The sequence below is a fragment of the Serratia fonticola genome (genome assembly GCF_001006005.1).
GTDB lineage: Bacteria > Pseudomonadota > Gammaproteobacteria > Enterobacterales > Enterobacteriaceae > Chania > Chania fonticola.
On record NZ_CP011254.1, the window covers coordinates 2,113,512 to 2,126,938 of the forward strand.

15 protein-coding genes are annotated in these 13,427 nt (G+C 56.0%); 10 read left to right on the plus strand and 5 right to left on the minus strand.

What is annotated here, in order from left to right:
• Window positions 1-33: 33 nt before the first annotated feature.
• Complete coding sequence (locus tag WN53_RS09355; protein ID WP_046807998.1) at window positions 34-993, plus strand: IS110 family RNA-guided transposase; 960 nt, start codon at window positions 34-36, stop codon at window positions 991-993.
• Between the two features lie 144 nt (window positions 994-1,137).
• On the opposite strand, the gene WN53_RS09360 is transcribed toward WN53_RS09355, so the two are convergent.
• Window positions 1,138-1,611 carry a WbuC family cupin fold metalloprotein gene (locus tag WN53_RS09360; protein WP_024484664.1) on the minus strand — a complete coding sequence of 158 codons (474 nt, stop codon included), beginning with the start codon at window positions 1,609-1,611 and terminating at the stop codon, window positions 1,138-1,140.
• Between the two features lie 208 nt (window positions 1,612-1,819).
• Between WN53_RS09360 and ysgD the strand changes: the two genes are divergently transcribed.
• The 3 genes from ysgD (at window position 1,820) to WN53_RS09370 (ending at window position 4,201) form a co-directional block, all read left to right on the plus strand.
• Window positions 1,820-1,891, plus strand: coding sequence for a YsgD/CorL family protein (gene ysgD, locus WN53_RS29135; protein WP_363136375.1), 72 nt, complete (start codon window positions 1,820-1,822; stop codon window positions 1,889-1,891).
• 166 nt (window positions 1,892-2,057) lie between these two features.
• A complete protein-coding gene (gene corA / locus WN53_RS09365) occupies window positions 2,058-3,008 on the plus strand; it encodes a magnesium/cobalt transporter CorA (RefSeq protein ID WP_024484663.1) in 951 nt (316 codons plus the stop codon).
• Window positions 3,009-3,139: 131 nt separating this feature from the next.
• Window positions 3,140-4,201 (plus strand): AbrB family transcriptional regulator, encoded by a 1,062-nt coding sequence (locus tag WN53_RS09370; protein WP_024484662.1) that lies wholly within the window; start codon window positions 3,140-3,142, stop codon window positions 4,199-4,201.
• On the opposite strand, the gene rarD is transcribed toward WN53_RS09370, so the two are convergent.
• Entirely contained in the window at window positions 4,193-5,080 is an 888-nt protein-coding gene (rarD, locus tag WN53_RS09375; RefSeq protein ID WP_021807769.1) for an EamA family transporter RarD, read from the minus strand. The genes WN53_RS09370 and rarD overlap by 9 nt on opposite strands.
• 101 nt (window positions 5,081-5,181) lie before the next feature.
• A complete protein-coding gene (locus WN53_RS09380) occupies window positions 5,182-5,652 on the minus strand; it encodes a thioesterase family protein (RefSeq protein ID WP_021807770.1) in 471 nt (156 codons plus the stop codon).
• Between the two features lie 202 nt (window positions 5,653-5,854).
• On the opposite strand from WN53_RS09380, the gene pldA reads away from it, so the two are divergent.
• Genes pldA through rhtC form a run of 3 tightly spaced genes read left to right on the plus strand, consistent with a single transcriptional unit; the run spans window position 5,855 to window position 9,260 of the window.
• The gene (gene pldA / locus WN53_RS09385; RefSeq protein ID WP_024484661.1) at window positions 5,855-6,733 is read left to right on the plus strand and encodes a phospholipase A; all 879 of its coding nucleotides are present in this window, start codon (window positions 5,855-5,857) and stop codon (window positions 6,731-6,733) included.
• Window positions 6,734-6,788: 55 nt separating this feature from the next.
• Window positions 6,789-8,621, plus strand: coding sequence for an ATP-dependent DNA helicase RecQ (gene recQ, locus WN53_RS09390; protein WP_024484660.1), 1,833 nt, complete (start codon window positions 6,789-6,791; stop codon window positions 8,619-8,621).
• Window positions 8,622-8,633: 12 nt separating this feature from the next.
• Window positions 8,634-9,260, plus strand: a complete 627-nt coding sequence (gene rhtC / locus WN53_RS09395; protein WP_021181525.1) for a threonine export protein RhtC — start codon at window positions 8,634-8,636, stop codon at window positions 9,258-9,260.
• Between the two features lie 127 nt (window positions 9,261-9,387).
• Here rhtC and rhtB read toward each other — a convergent pair whose 3' ends face one another.
• Window positions 9,388-10,008, minus strand: a complete 621-nt coding sequence (gene rhtB, locus WN53_RS09400) for a homoserine/homoserine lactone efflux protein (protein WP_021181524.1) — start codon at window positions 10,006-10,008, stop codon at window positions 9,388-9,390.
• 105 nt (window positions 10,009-10,113) lie between these two features.
• Here rhtB and pldB point away from each other — a divergent pair, with 105 nt between their 5' ends.
• Together pldB and yigL are read left to right on the plus strand one after the other, a co-directional pair.
• Complete coding sequence (gene pldB, locus WN53_RS09405; RefSeq protein WP_024484659.1) at window positions 10,114-11,151, plus strand: lysophospholipase L2; 1,038 nt, start codon at window positions 10,114-10,116, stop codon at window positions 11,149-11,151.
• 11 nt (window positions 11,152-11,162) lie between these two features.
• Complete coding sequence (yigL, locus tag WN53_RS09410) at window positions 11,163-11,963, plus strand: sugar/pyridoxal phosphate phosphatase YigL (RefSeq protein ID WP_024484658.1); 801 nt, start codon at window positions 11,163-11,165, stop codon at window positions 11,961-11,963.
• A 201-nt stretch (window positions 11,964-12,164) separates the two neighbouring features.
• Here the strand turns inward: yigL and WN53_RS09415 are convergent, their stop codons facing one another.
• The gene (locus WN53_RS09415; protein WP_024484657.1) at window positions 12,165-12,836 is read right to left on the minus strand and encodes an ArsR/SmtB family transcription factor; all 672 of its coding nucleotides are present in this window, start codon (window positions 12,834-12,836) and stop codon (window positions 12,165-12,167) included.
• A gap of 90 nt (window positions 12,837-12,926) precedes the next feature.
• Here WN53_RS09415 and WN53_RS09420 point away from each other — a divergent pair, with 90 nt between their 5' ends.
• Entirely contained in the window at window positions 12,927-13,415 is a 489-nt protein-coding gene (locus WN53_RS09420) for a DUF2938 domain-containing protein (protein WP_024484656.1), read from the plus strand.
• Window positions 13,416-13,427: the final 12 nt, after the last annotated feature.

Consider the following 13,427-nt stretch of genomic DNA (forward strand, 5'->3'; position numbering starts at 1 on the left):
GATAAATTTCAGACATGGTTATGGAGTGCCATAATGCGTAGAACCCCTGTCGGCGTTGATATCGCCAAACACAAATTTGATGTCGCCGTACTGCTGGACAATCAGAAGTATAAAACCAAAAAGTTTGCCAATACCCCTTCTGGATGCCGCGAGTTCGCAGCCTGGTTGAGCCGCTTTGGCGACTGTCATGTCTGTATGGAAGCCACCGGGAGCTACAGTACGGAACTGGCCACTTATCTGGCAGACAACAACTACCACGTCAGTCTGATGAACCCGGCGTGTATCCATTCCTTCGGCAATACAGAACTGGCCCGGAACAAAACGGACAAAAGCGATGCAGCGATGATAGCCCGCTACTGCGCACTGCATCAGCCTGACCCGTGGTTCCCAGCCCCGTTGAGCGAACGCCAGTTGACCGCGTTGGTCAGGCATCTTAAGAACCTGGAAGAGATGCGTCAGATGGAAGAAAATCGCCTGGAGGTGGCCGAAGCAGTCATCGTCCCTTCACTCAATGAGCACATCGCCACGTTGGATGAACTGATACGAGAAACGAAGAAGAAAATCAGTCAGCACATCGATGATAACCCTGACCTGAAACGGGACAGCGAGTTGCTAAAAAGTATCCCTGGAGTGGGAGAGATGCTGAGCTCCAGCCTGCTGGCCTTCGCAGGAAACCTGCGTCGGTTCACCAGCAGCAAGGCCCTGGTAGCGTACGCAGGACTGAATCCACAGCGATGTGAGTCGGGGATGTTTAAAGGGAAAAGCCGGTTATCGAAAGTGGGACACGGTGAGCTACGAAGCGCGTTATACATGCCCGCGGTGGTGGCAAGCCAATACAATGTTGTGGTTAAAGACTTAACAGAAAGGCTGAAGTTGCGTGGGAAATCGGGCAAAGAGAGAGTGTGTGCGGCGATGCGAAAACTGCTGCAACTGGCCTATGGTGTGGTGAAATCAGGAAAGACATTTAATGCGGAAATACCGCTTGCCGGATAGCCGACAAGACGGTATCTCTCCCAAAGGGCTAGGGGACCGATCGAGTTAGCTATCAATTGCCGAAACTTACCTGCACACGGTAGCGGAATTACGGCGCCGTACTAGCTCCCTCTCCTTTTTGGGGAGAGGGTTAGGGTGAGGGGGTCAGTGTGCGAAACGATCGCCCACTTTGGCAGTGGCATACCAGCGCATCACCGCTTCGATCCCCTCGCCACCTTCTGGTGGAGCCCAATGCATACAGTCTTCTTCGCCGAGCGCCTGATAAGGCCCCTGCTTCACTTCAAACACCACGCCACCCGGATCGACAGACAGCACGGCATGCCAGGTAAACGCCGGCATCTCCAGCACCTTGGTTTCTTCGCCTAGCAGGGTGCGTTGGGTGACCACGCCTTCGTCATTGAACTGCAGCACCACGAAACGGCCACGCAGCGGAGTGAGTAACTCCCAGGTCTGCGGGTGGCGGTGTGGGCGAATATAGGTGCCAGGTTCCATGGCAATTGCCAGGCGTTGCACCGGATCGCTCAACTCTTCATGTAAGGTACGGTGGGCACGCAGGCGTGGCAGTGTCGCTGCCTGTTCGCTCATGGTCGTCAAGTCGTGGGCGGTAATCTGTTTCATGTCGTTAATCCGCAATATTTCTGTGCGCTAATCTTAGCAAGATTCGTGGCTGCGGTCAGAGATCGCGACGCGGTTTTCCATCAGGCGTGGTCAAGGTTGCGGGAGTGTTACAAACCAGCCGCGAGCGTGCTGGATTGTTGCGCGATTATCCACCCTAACCGGTTGACAGGCTTTTTCTTCTCGGCGTAACATGCGCGCACGAATATCAATGAGGACACACGCCTTGGACACACCCAGTAGATACTGGCTCACAGACCTGGACACCAGGTACAACTTCTAAGGCTATCCCATTGCGCTGATACCCTTCGTGGTTGTCGGCGACCCTCCCCAGCGTCGCTCCGAGTCAGATCTCTTCATGGTCTGGAACGAGCCGGTATTGCATACTTCCCTCGCTTTCTGTGCTTCAATGCGTTGTCTACCCCGTTACCATTAGGGAGTTTTGGCACATGCTAAGCGCTTTTAAATTAGATAACAGCCGCTTATCCCGTCTGGAGTTGGATGATTCAGATGATTTGACCTCGTCGCTGTGGGTTGACCTGGTCGAGCCGGAGGAGGGCGAACGCGAGCGCGTGCAAAATGAGTTGGGCCAAAGCCTGGCGACACGCCCCGAACTGGATGATATCGAAGCCTCGGCCCGTTTCTTCGAAGACGATGACGGCCTGCATATCCACTCCTTTTTCTACTACGAAGACGCCGAAGATCACGCGGGCAACTCTACCGTGGCATTCACCATCCGCGATGGCCGCCTGTATACCCTGCGTGAACGCGAACTGCCCGCTTTCCGGCTTTACCGGATGCGTGCGCGCAGTATCAGAATGGTGGACGGCAACGCCTACGAGCTGCTGCTGGATCTGTTTGAAACCAAAATTGAGCAGTTGGCCGACGAGATTGAAAACGTCTACAGCGATCTGGAAAAGCTCAGCCGGGTGATTATGGAAGGGCACCAGGGCGACGAATATGATGAAGCGCTGTCCACGCTGGCCGAGCTGGAAGATATCGGCTGGAAGGTGCGCCTGTGTCTGATGGATACCCAACGCGCGCTGAATTTCCTGGTGCGCAAGGCGCGTTTGCCAACCAGCCAGTTGGAACAGGCGCGAGAAGTGCTGCGCGATATCGAATCCCTGCTGCCGCATAACGAATCGCTGTTCCAGAAGGTCAACTTCCTGATGCAGGCGGCGATGGGCTTTATCAACATCGAACAGAACCGCATCATCAAGATCTTCTCGGTGGTCTCGGTAGTGTTCCTGCCGCCGACGCTGGTGGCCTCAAGCTACGGGATGAACTTTGAGTTTATGCCTGAGCTGCGTTGGTCGTTCGGCTACCCGGGAGCGATTGCACTGATGATCGTGGCGGGGCTGGCCCCTTATCTCTACTTCAAACGCAAGAACTGGCTTTAAATCCGGCTCTCGTACGCTTCGGGTGGTGGTCTACACCACCGCCCCATTTTATCTTCAATGATCCCTTCTCCGCCCGTTAAACCGGGGTAGAATATCCCCACTGCTTATCGGCTCGTAAGGCATGCGTCTCAATGGAGAAGTTCCCGCGCGTCATTCAATGGCTGATCCTGCTGCTGGCTTCGCTAGTGTTGGGGTTTAGTCTACAGGCCTTTCATGTTCCTGCCGCCTTGCTGCTGGGGCCGATGATTGTCGGCGTCGCGATGGGGCTGCTTGGCGCTTCGGTGCGCATTCCTGGCCCCTTATTTATTGCGGCACAGGCGATCCTGGGCTGCATGATCGCCCAGAGCCTTTCGCCCAATATTCTTACCCCCTTGTTGGATGACTGGCCGCTGGTGCTGTTGGTGCTGATCGCGACGCTGTTGGCGAGCGGCGTTTCCGGCTGGTGCCTGGTGCGTTTCAGTGGTCTGCCCGGCCCTACCGGTGCCTGGGGATCTTCCCCTGGCGGCGCATCGGCGATGGTAGCGATGGCGGGAGATTTCGGTGCAGATGTGCGGCTGGTAGCGTTTATGCAGTATCTGCGCGTGCTGTTTGTCGCGACGGCGGCAGCGGTCGTGGCGCGTATCGGTCTGGGAGATGAAGCTGGGCATGGGAGCGCCGCTCTGGAGTGGTTCCCCGCCCTCGACTGGCGCTTTGCTGGCACCTTGGGCGTGGCCGTTATCGGCTCCTGGTTAGGACCGCGTCTGCGCATTCCTTCCGGTGCGCTGATGTTGCCAATGATCGCGGGGGCAGCATTACATTCCACTGGCACCATGGCGTTACAGGTGCCCGAATGGCTGCTGGCGTTGGCCTACACGTTGATTGGCTGGAGCGTCGGGCTGCGTTTTACCCGGGCCATCTTCCTGCTGGCGTTGCGCACCTTGCCGCAGATGGTGGTATCGATTGTTGCGCTGATGCTGTTTTGCGGCGGGCTGGGGTGGATGTTGACCCAGTTCCTGCCGGTCGATCTGCTGACGGCCTATCTGGCCACCAGCCCCGGCGGATTGGATACCGTGGCGATCATCGCCGCAGGCAGCCGGGTCGATATGACCTTTGTGATGGCGATGCAGACGCTGCGGCTGTTTACTATTTTGCTGACCGGCCCGGCGATGGCCAGATTCATCTCTAACCACGCCCAGCCAGTGCAATCAACGTAGCTTTCGTTGCTGGTATAAGGCATCCAACAGGAACAACACCAACGCCGCCCAGATAAAGCCAAAGGTCACCAGCTTATCCTGGCCGATGGTCTCACCGTAGAAGGTGACTGCCAGCAGGAACATCAACGTTGGCCCGAGGTATTGGAAGAACCCGAGCGTTGACAGGCGCAGGCGGGTGGCCGCTGCGGTAAAGAACAGCAGTGGAACCGTGGTGACCACCCCGGCGGCAACCAGCAGTAAATTTAGCGACCAGGGGTTGGCGCTCAGATGGCTGGTTGGGCTATCGGCAATCAGGAACAGGTAGATGGCGGCCACCGGCAGCAGCCACAGGGTTTCGATCAACATGCCGGTTTGTGCATCAATGGCAATCTTCTTGCGCAACAGGCCGTAGAAGGCAAAGCTGAAAGCCAGGCCAAGCCCGATGATCGGCAGCGAACCAAACTGCCACAGCTGCACCAACACCCCGGTAAAGGCCAAGGCTACGGCCACCCATTGCATACGGCGGAAACGCTCGCCCAGGAACAGCATCCCCAGCAGCACGTTCACCAGCGGATTGATGAAATAGCCCAGGCTGGCCTCCAGCATATGGTGGTTATTCACCGCCCAGATAAACAGCAGCCAGTTCCCTCCCACCAACAGCGCGGTGACGGCCAGCAGCAGTAGCCGCTTGCGGTTTTTACAGGCGGCCCGCACCTGCGGCCAGTTGCGGCCCAATGACACCAGCCCCAGCATAAAGAAGAACGACCAGATCACCCGGTGGGTGAGGATTTCATCGGCAGGGACTTGTTGGATCAGCTTGAAATAGGCGGGGGCGATACCCCAAATAAAATAGGCGGCCAGAGCAAAGAAAATGCCCTGCCGCGTTTGTTGTGCGTCCATGACGGTTACCGGGTGGGAAAAGGAGATGCGGTGATTTTACTGAAGATAACCGGCCGTGTCCCACAATTGTGTGGTTTAGGGATCACAACCGGCTGGCACCCTTAGCCCACCAGGTAGGTGGCGGTGGCGCTGGCGATGTGTAAGCCATCGTGGTTGTGCAGCTCAACGCGAGCTACCGCCACTTTATTACCGCTGCGTAGTACGCTGGCGGAAGCAACAAAATGCTCGCCGCGGCCTGGGCGCAGATAGTCGACGCGCAGATCGATTGTCCCCATGCGCGATAAACGGGATGCCAGCTCTTCTTCGATCAGCGGGTCCTGACGCATCAGCACGCTGCCCACGCACGCTAGCCCGGCGGCAACATCCAGTACGGAAGCGATCACGCCGCCATGCAGGATTTTTTGGGCGGCATTACCCACCAGCTTAGGTTGATTGGTAAAGCTCAATTCAACGTAGTCGTCCTCAAAGCGGCGTAGCTCCAGCCCCAATTCACGGTTAAATGGCATGTGATAGACGAAGATTTCGCCAATCTTCTGGCGGGCGGCCTCGAGGGTCAAAGTTGTGTGTGACATAGTTCCTTTCTTCATTTGAGTTCGGCCAGCCGATGTACTGGTCAGTCCAGGTTAATGACTTGTGGATTTTATGCTTATCTTTTGTTGCTTTCCAGGCCTGGCAGATAAATGTATTCACTAGTGCGGTAAAACCAGCAATGTGTGTAAAATAGCCTGCTTTTATTTCCGGGTTTTTCCTTATCTTTCGAGAGTGAACAAAATTATGCGCGTTCTGTCTGGGATTGTGATGGCGATGCTGTTTGCGCCAGTAGTGGTGCAGGCCAATGAGGCCACCGAGCAAAAGAATCTGAATAAACCGGCGGTTCGTGGCAGCATCATCGGCAACATGCTGCAACACTATGATAATCCGTTCACTCTGTATCCTTATGAAACGAACTACCTGATCTATACCGATACCAGCGATCTGAACAAAGAAGCGATCAAATCCTATAGCTGGGCGGAAAATGCCCGCAAGGATGAGGTAAAGTTCCAGCTCAGCCTGGCCTTCCCGATCTGGCGTGGTATTGCCGGTGAGAACTCGGTCTTGGGGGCATCTTATACCCAACGGTCCTGGTGGCAGCTCTCCAACCATGATGAATCCTCACCGTTCCGTGAAACCAACTACGAACCGCAAATTTTTGTCGGCTGGGCGACGGCGTATAAGTTTGCCGGCTGGACGCTGCGTGATATCGAAGTGGGTCTGAATCATGAGTCCAACGGCCGTGAAGATCCTACCTCACGCAGCTGGAACCGTGGTTATGCACGCCTGATGGCGCAGAACGGCGACTGGCAGGTCGAGGTCAAACCCTGGTTCCGCTTCTCGGAAAGCGACAGCAACGACGATAACCCGGATATCACCAAGTATATGGGTTATTACCGTCTGACGGTGGGCTATGCCTTGGGGGAAAGCGTGTTCAGTGCCGAAGGCCAATACAACTGGAATAGCGGTTATGGCGGCGCGCAGGTGGGCTGGAGCTACCCAATTACCAGCCATGTGCGTTTCTATACCCAGGTGTTCAGCGGCTATGGCGAATCGATGATTGATTACAACTTCAAGCAGACACGGCTGGGTGTTGGTGTCATGCTTAACGACATTATGTAGTTTAGGTAATAACGGTGTCAGTCAGGCACCGTGATAGCGATAAATGGGGAAGTGTGTGTCAACCGCAGCAGTGATAAACAGAGAGTTGCTGGCAGAGCAGGTATTACGCGATACCTTCGGCTACCAGCAGTTCCGTCCGGGTCAACAAACGATTATCAACGCAATTATCGGCGGCCAGGATTGCCTGGTGGTGATGCCGACCGGCGGGGGTAAATCGCTGTGCTATCAAATCCCGGCGCTGGTGATGGATGGACTGACGCTGGTGGTATCCCCACTGATTTCCTTGATGAAAGATCAGGTCGATCAGCTCTTGGCCTATGGCGTTTCCGCCGCCTGCTATAACTCGACGCAAACGCGCGAGCAGCAGTTGGAGGTGATGGCGGGCTGTCGCAGCGGCCAGATCAAGATGCTGTATATCGCCCCCGAACGGCTGATGATGGACAGCTTCCTCGAACTGTTGGATCACTGTCCGCCGGTGATGCTGGCGGTGGATGAGGCACACTGTATTTCCCAGTGGGGCCACGATTTCCGCCCGGAATACCGCGCCCTGGGCCAGTTGAAGCAACGTTTCCCGACCATGCCGGTAGTGGCATTGACGGCCACCGCTGATGAAGCCACGCGGGGGGATATCGTTCGCCTGTTGGCGCTAGACGAGCCGCTGATCCAGATCAGCAGCTTCGACCGCCCCAATATCCGCTACACGCTGGTGGAGAAGTTTAAGCCGCTCGACCAACTTTGGCGCTTCGTGCAGGATCAGCGCGGCAAAAGCGGCATTATTTACTGCAACAGCCGCGCCAAGGTCGAAGACACCACCGCACGTCTGCAAAGCCGTGGGCTGAGCGTTGGGGCTTATCACGCCGGACTGGATAACGAACGCCGCTCTCAGGTGCAGGAGGCTTTCCAGCGTGATGATTTGCAAGTGGTGGTAGCTACCGTGGCCTTCGGCATGGGCATCAACAAACCCAACGTGCGTTTTGTGGTGCACTTCGATATTCCGCGCAACATAGAGTCCTATTATCAGGAGACTGGCCGAGCAGGGCGTGATGGCCTGCCAGCGGAAGCGATCTTGCTCTATGACCCGGCTGATATGGCCTGGTTACGCCGCTGCCTGGAAGAGAAACCGGCGGGGCAGCAGTTGGATATCGAACGCCATAAGCTCAACGCCATGGGGGCATTTGCCGAAGCGCAAACCTGCCGCCGCCTGGTGCTGCTGAACTACTTCGGTGAAGGTAAGCAGCAGGCCTGTGGCAACTGCGATATCTGCCTTGACCCGCCCAAGCGTTATGACGGCCTGGAGGATGCCCGCAAGGCACTGTCGGCGATTGGCCGCGTTGGGCAACGTTTCGGCATTGGCTATGTGGTGGAGGTGCTGCGCGGCTCCAATAACCAGCGTATCCGCGAGTTTGGTCATGAAAAGCTGCCGGTGTACGGCATTGGCCGCGATCAGACCACCGAACACTGGACCAGCGTGCTGCGCCAACTGATCCATCTGGGCTTTATCACCCAGAACATAGCGATGCATTCGGCATTGCAACTGACTGAAGCCGCGCGCCCGGTGCTGCGTGGTGAAGTAGTGTTACAGCTGGCGGTGCCGCGTATTCAGAGCTTCAAGGTACGTAGCAGCGCCAACCAGAAATCCTACGGCGGCAATTACGATCGCAAGCTGTTTGCCAAACTGCGCAAGCTGCGTAAATCGATTGCCGACGAAGAGAACATCCCACCGTACGTGGTGTTCAACGACGCAACCCTGCTGGAGATGGCCGAACAGATGCCGATCAGAGCCAGCGAGTTGTTGAGCGTCAACGGGGTGGGGCAGCGTAAGCTGGAACGTTTTGGTGCGCCATTTATGGCGATGATCCGCGCTCACCTCGACGGTGACGACGAATAAGGATAATCACTCATGCTGATGTTGTTTTTAACGGTGGCGATGGTGCATTTGATTGCGCTGATGAGCCCAGGGCCGGACTTCTTTTTTGTCTCGCAAACCGCAGCCAGCCGCTCCCGTCGCGAGGCGATGATGGGCGTGGTGGGGATCTCCCTTGGCGTAATGGTCTGGGCCGGTGTGGCGCTGCTGGGGTTGAACCTGATCCTGCAAAAGATGGCCTGGCTGCACCAGATTATCATGGTGGGCGGTGGCCTGTATCTGTGCTGGATGGGCTGGCAACTGCTGCGCTCCGCCCGTAGCCAGAATGCGCAAACTGCTCCGGCAGCAGAGGTGAAGGTGGCGTTACCCAAGCCGGGCCGCAGCTTTATCCGTGGCTTGCTCACCAACCTTTCCAATCCCAAGGCCGTTATCTACTTTGGTAGCGTGTTCTCGCTGTTTGTCGGCGAGGATGTAGGTGCCGGAGCGCGCTGGGGATTGTTTGCTTTGATCACGGGTGAAACCTTTATCTGGTTTACCCTGGTGGCGATCATCTTCGCGTTACCCGCCATGCGCCGGGGCTATCAGCGGATGGCGAAATGGATCGACGGCTTGGCCGGGGTGTTATTCACCGGTTTTGGTCTGCACCTGATTTTTACCCGCTAGGCTATTTTACTTGCCATTTTGAACCCGGGCAGTGCTCGGACTCCTCACGTACTTCAACGTACGCTGCGGGTCCTGTGCGCTGGCCGTGTCCAAACTGCCTGCGACAATAACGCCTAGAATCACATTCTCATGCCTTTCTTGCCGTTGCCAGTAATCCCGCCACCAGAATAAACAGCGAGCCAAAAATCCGGTTCAGCAGCTGCATTTGGCGCGGGGTCTTTAACCAACCGGCAATGCGCGTGGCCAGCGTGGCGTAACCAATCATCACCAGGATATCGATCACCACCGTGGTGACGCCGAGAATGACATACTGCTCGGCCTGGGGCTGGTTGGGCATGATGAACTGCGGGAACAGAGCTGCCAGAAACACGATGCTCTTGGGGTTGGTCAGATTTACCAGGACGGCGCGGCGAAACAGGCGGCGGCGTGGCATGGTGCCTGCCAGAGTGTGCAGATCCAACGCGCCTGCGGCGCGCCACTGCTGGATACCCAGCCACACCAGATAGGCCGCACCAAACCATTTCAGTAGTTCAAAGGCCAGCAGCGACTGGGAAACCACCGCGCCGAGGCCAATACCCACCAGCACGATATGGATGCTCAGGCCAACTTGCAGACCCGCAATCGACGCTGCCGCTCCGCGATAGCCGTGGCTGATGCCGGTACTCATGGTGTTGATGGCACCGGAACCGGGGGAAAGACTGAGGATAAGGGTTGTCAGCAGATAGGTTAACCACCAGTCTAAGGTCATCGTAATGCTCCCTGAATGCACTAATATATGCCACAATACGCTAGTATTATTTCCCGTGCTAGAGATCACATTTACCTCTCTGAACATCCCGTTAAAAGGTAGGCCATGTCGTCAATCACCTTTGATCCAGCTGAATGGTTAAACCGTGAAAAGCAGTTCTCTGCCTTCGCGACCGGGCCACTGCTGGATTTTTGGCGGCGACGTGAGGAAGGGGAGTTCACCGGCGTCGGGGGCGTACCCATCCGCTTTGTACGCTTTACTTCTCCGCTGCACCAGCGGGTGGTAGTGATCAGCCCCGGGCGCATCGAAAGCTATATCAAGTACCCGGAAGTGGCGTACGATCTGTTTCACAGCGGCTATGACGTGATGATCATCGATCATCGTGGTCAGGGGCTGTCCGGGCGGATGCTGGCAGATACTCACCGGGGGCATGTGGTAAACTTTGCCGACTACGTGGACGATTTCGCCCAGTTTTACCATCAGCAGGTCAAACCCTTGGGTTACCGGCAGCACGTCGCGCTGGCGCACTCGATGGGGGGCGCGATACTGGCGCAGTTTTTGGCACGTGAGCCACAGTCGTTTGCCGCCGTAGCACTCTGCGCGCCGATGTTGGGCATTTATCTGCCGATGCCGGGCTGGATGGCCAACGGTATTTTGAATTGGACGGAAAAGCGCCCAGGGCTGCGTGACTATTATGCGGTTGGTACCGGGCAGTGGCGGCCATTGCCCTATGTGGTCAATACGCTGACCCACAGCCGCGAGCGTTATCGCCGCAACCTGCGTTATTACGCCGATCATCCCGAGCTGCGGGTAGGTGGGCCAACCTATCACTGGGTCAAAGAAAGTATTCAGGCCGGGCAGCAGATCATTGCCCAGGCTGCTAACATCACTACGCCGATTTTATTATTGCAGGCCGGTGAGGATCGGGTGGTAGACAACCGTTCCCAGCGCGCTTTTTGTCAGGCACTGTCAGACGCGGGGCACCCTTGTGAAGGGGGAAAACCGTGGGTTATCAAAGGCGCTCGCCATGAGATCCTGTTCGAACGGGACGCGATGCGCGCCGAGGCACTGAACGCAATCCTGCGTTTCTTTGCTCAGCACTTAGGCGGTACTGCTGCCGCCGAAAATTCCACTAGAGGTTAGAACATATCGCTATGTATCACGTCGTTGCTTCCGATTTAGATGGCACTCTGCTGTCCCCTGAGCACACCCTGACACCGTACGCCAAAGAAACGCTGCAGCTGCTGACGCAGCAGGGCGTGCACTTTGTTTTCGCTACCGGCCGCCACCATATCGACGTTTCCCAGATCCGCGATAATCTCGGCATCAGTGCTTTTATGATCACCTCCAACGGTGCGCGGGTACATAACACCGCCGGTGAGCTGATCTTCAGCCACAACCTGGATGAGGATATCGCCCGCGATCTGTACAACATGATGCACGATAACCAGGATATCCTGACCAACGTCTACCGTAACGACGACTGGTTCATGAACCGTGAAAGTCCGGAGCAGGAAGAGTTTTTCCAGGAATCGATCTTTAAATATGAGCTGTTTGAGCCGGGCTTGCTGGAAACCGATGGCGTGTGCAAGGTGTATTTCACCTGCGACGATCATGAAAAACTGCTGCCGTTGGAAGATGCCATCAATGCGCGCTGGGGCGATCGGGTCAACGTCAGCTTCTCGTTCCCAACCTGCCTGGAAGTGATGGCCGGTGGCGTCTCGAAAGGCCATGCTTTGGAAGAAGTAGCCAAGATCATCGGCTATTCGCTCAAAGAGTGCATCGCCTTTGGCGACGGCATGAACGATCTGGAAATGCTGTCGATGGCGGGGAAAGGCTGCATCATGCAGGATGCCCAGCAGCGTCTGAAAGACAAGCTGCCGGAGCTGGAAGTGATTGGCTCCAACGTTGACGACGCGGTGCCTCATTACCTGCGTAAAATGTACTCGATTTAACTGATTGGGGCGCAGTCTTCACCGGCTGCGCTGCGCACTCTATGGCGGAAAGGGCATAACAAGATGTCTTGATATGATGCAGTAACACTGAACGTTCCACGATCTCTTCTCCTTATCAATCGCCGACGGCCGTATCCTTTCATCACCACGGGTAATAGGCAAGGAGGAGGCTCATTATTGCCCGTGTGGCAAATCAAAACCCTATCCGTCGTTTTGCACTTCCAATCCGGCTGCTTTCCATTCCGGAAAACCATCTTCCAGACAGCGAGCGGTAAATCCGTTGGCGCGTAACGTCTTCATGGCATTAACAGACAGCGCACAGTAAGGCCCGCGGCAATAGGCCACTACCTCTTGCTGTTTGAGTAACTCAGGCAGTCGGCTTGCCAACTCTTCCACCGGGATGTTAATGGCGTTGGGCAGATGGCCCGAGGCGAACTCTTCCGCTGGCCGCACATCCAGCAGCGTGACATCACCTTCATGCAGTCGGCGCAGTAACTCGGTGCGGGAAATGGATTCCAGACGCTCGCGCTGGTTGAGGGTGTCGGCGACAAAGCTGCCGATCTCATTATGGCGGAACTCCATAAACTGGCGGATAGCGGCCAGCAGAGGTTGCACAGGCCCATTCCCCAAACGGTAGTATACGTGCTTTCCTTCCCGGCGTGATTGCACAAAACCGGCGCGTTTGAGGTGTTGCAGATGTTGGGAGGCGTTGGCAATCGTCAGCCCGGCCAGTTCGGCCAGCCTTTCCACCGGCCTTTCCCCTTGGGCGATATGTTCAAGCAGCATCAGGCGATGCACATTGCCCAGTGAGCGGGTGATTTCGGCAAACTCGTTAAACACCAGGCGTTGGCTATCATCACTGAGTGTTGACATGCGGTCCTCGTTAAATCATCATTCAATTTATTAATTGAATATTAGAATATCAAAACTGACTGATGCTAGCCAGCACAAAAGGGCCGCTTGATGGATATGCTATTACACGCTACCGTAATTGGGATCGCTGCGACCCTGGTCATGGATCTCTGGGCAATAGGGCAGAAACGCCTGTTCAATATCCCTTCACTCAACTATCGGCTAGTTGGGCGCTGGATCGGGCATATGCCAAGGGGGAAGTGGGTTCACCACACCATTGTGCAGGCATTACCGGTCAAAGGTGAAGCCTTGATGGGGTGGGGGGCGCATTACATAATCGGTATCGTTTTTACCTGGTTATTTCTCATCATCATGGGGCCAGCTTGGCTAGAACAACCAACCTTCCTGCCCGCTTTGGCGATGGGGGTTATCAGCGTAGTCGCGCCATTTTTCCTGATGCAGCCCAGTTTCGGCTTTGGTTTCGCGGCCGCGAGAACGCCGCAGCCTAATATTGCACGCCAGCGTAGTTTGATCGCTCATGCCTCGTTTGGCATCGGCATTTATGTGAGTGCTTTACTGTTACAGCTGGTCTGGTTCTGATCCCCGCCGGGC

Bases quoted from the DNA above. Each gene is read 5' to 3' on its own strand.
- WN53_RS09355 (WP_046807998.1), top strand. From the start codon at position 34: ATGCGTAGAACCCCTGTCGGCGTTGATATCGCCAAACACAAATTTGAT.
- WN53_RS09360 (WP_024484664.1), bottom strand. From the start codon at position 1,611: ATGAAACAGATTACCGCCCACGACTTGACGACCATGAGCGAACAGGCA.
- corA (WP_024484663.1), top strand. From the start codon at position 2,058: ATGCTAAGCGCTTTTAAATTAGATAACAGCCGCTTATCCCGTCTGGAG.
- WN53_RS09370 (WP_024484662.1), top strand. From the start codon at position 3,140: ATGGAGAAGTTCCCGCGCGTCATTCAATGGCTGATCCTGCTGCTGGCT.
- rarD (WP_021807769.1), bottom strand. From the start codon at position 5,080: ATGGACGCACAACAAACGCGGCAGGGCATTTTCTTTGCTCTGGCCGCC.
- WN53_RS09380 (WP_021807770.1), bottom strand. From the start codon at position 5,652: ATGTCACACACAACTTTGACCCTCGAGGCCGCCCGCCAGAAGATTGGC.
- pldA (WP_024484661.1), top strand. From the start codon at position 5,855: ATGCGCGTTCTGTCTGGGATTGTGATGGCGATGCTGTTTGCGCCAGTA.
- rhtC (WP_021181525.1), top strand. From the start codon at position 8,634: ATGCTGATGTTGTTTTTAACGGTGGCGATGGTGCATTTGATTGCGCTG.
- rhtB (WP_021181524.1), bottom strand. From the start codon at position 10,008: ATGACCTTAGACTGGTGGTTAACCTATCTGCTGACAACCCTTATCCTC.
- pldB (WP_024484659.1), top strand. From the start codon at position 10,114: ATGTCGTCAATCACCTTTGATCCAGCTGAATGGTTAAACCGTGAAAAG.
- yigL (WP_024484658.1), top strand. From the start codon at position 11,163: ATGTATCACGTCGTTGCTTCCGATTTAGATGGCACTCTGCTGTCCCCT.
- WN53_RS09415 (WP_024484657.1), bottom strand. From the start codon at position 12,836: ATGTCAACACTCAGTGATGATAGCCAACGCCTGGTGTTTAACGAGTTT.
- WN53_RS09420 (WP_024484656.1), top strand. From the start codon at position 12,927: ATGGATATGCTATTACACGCTACCGTAATTGGGATCGCTGCGACCCTG.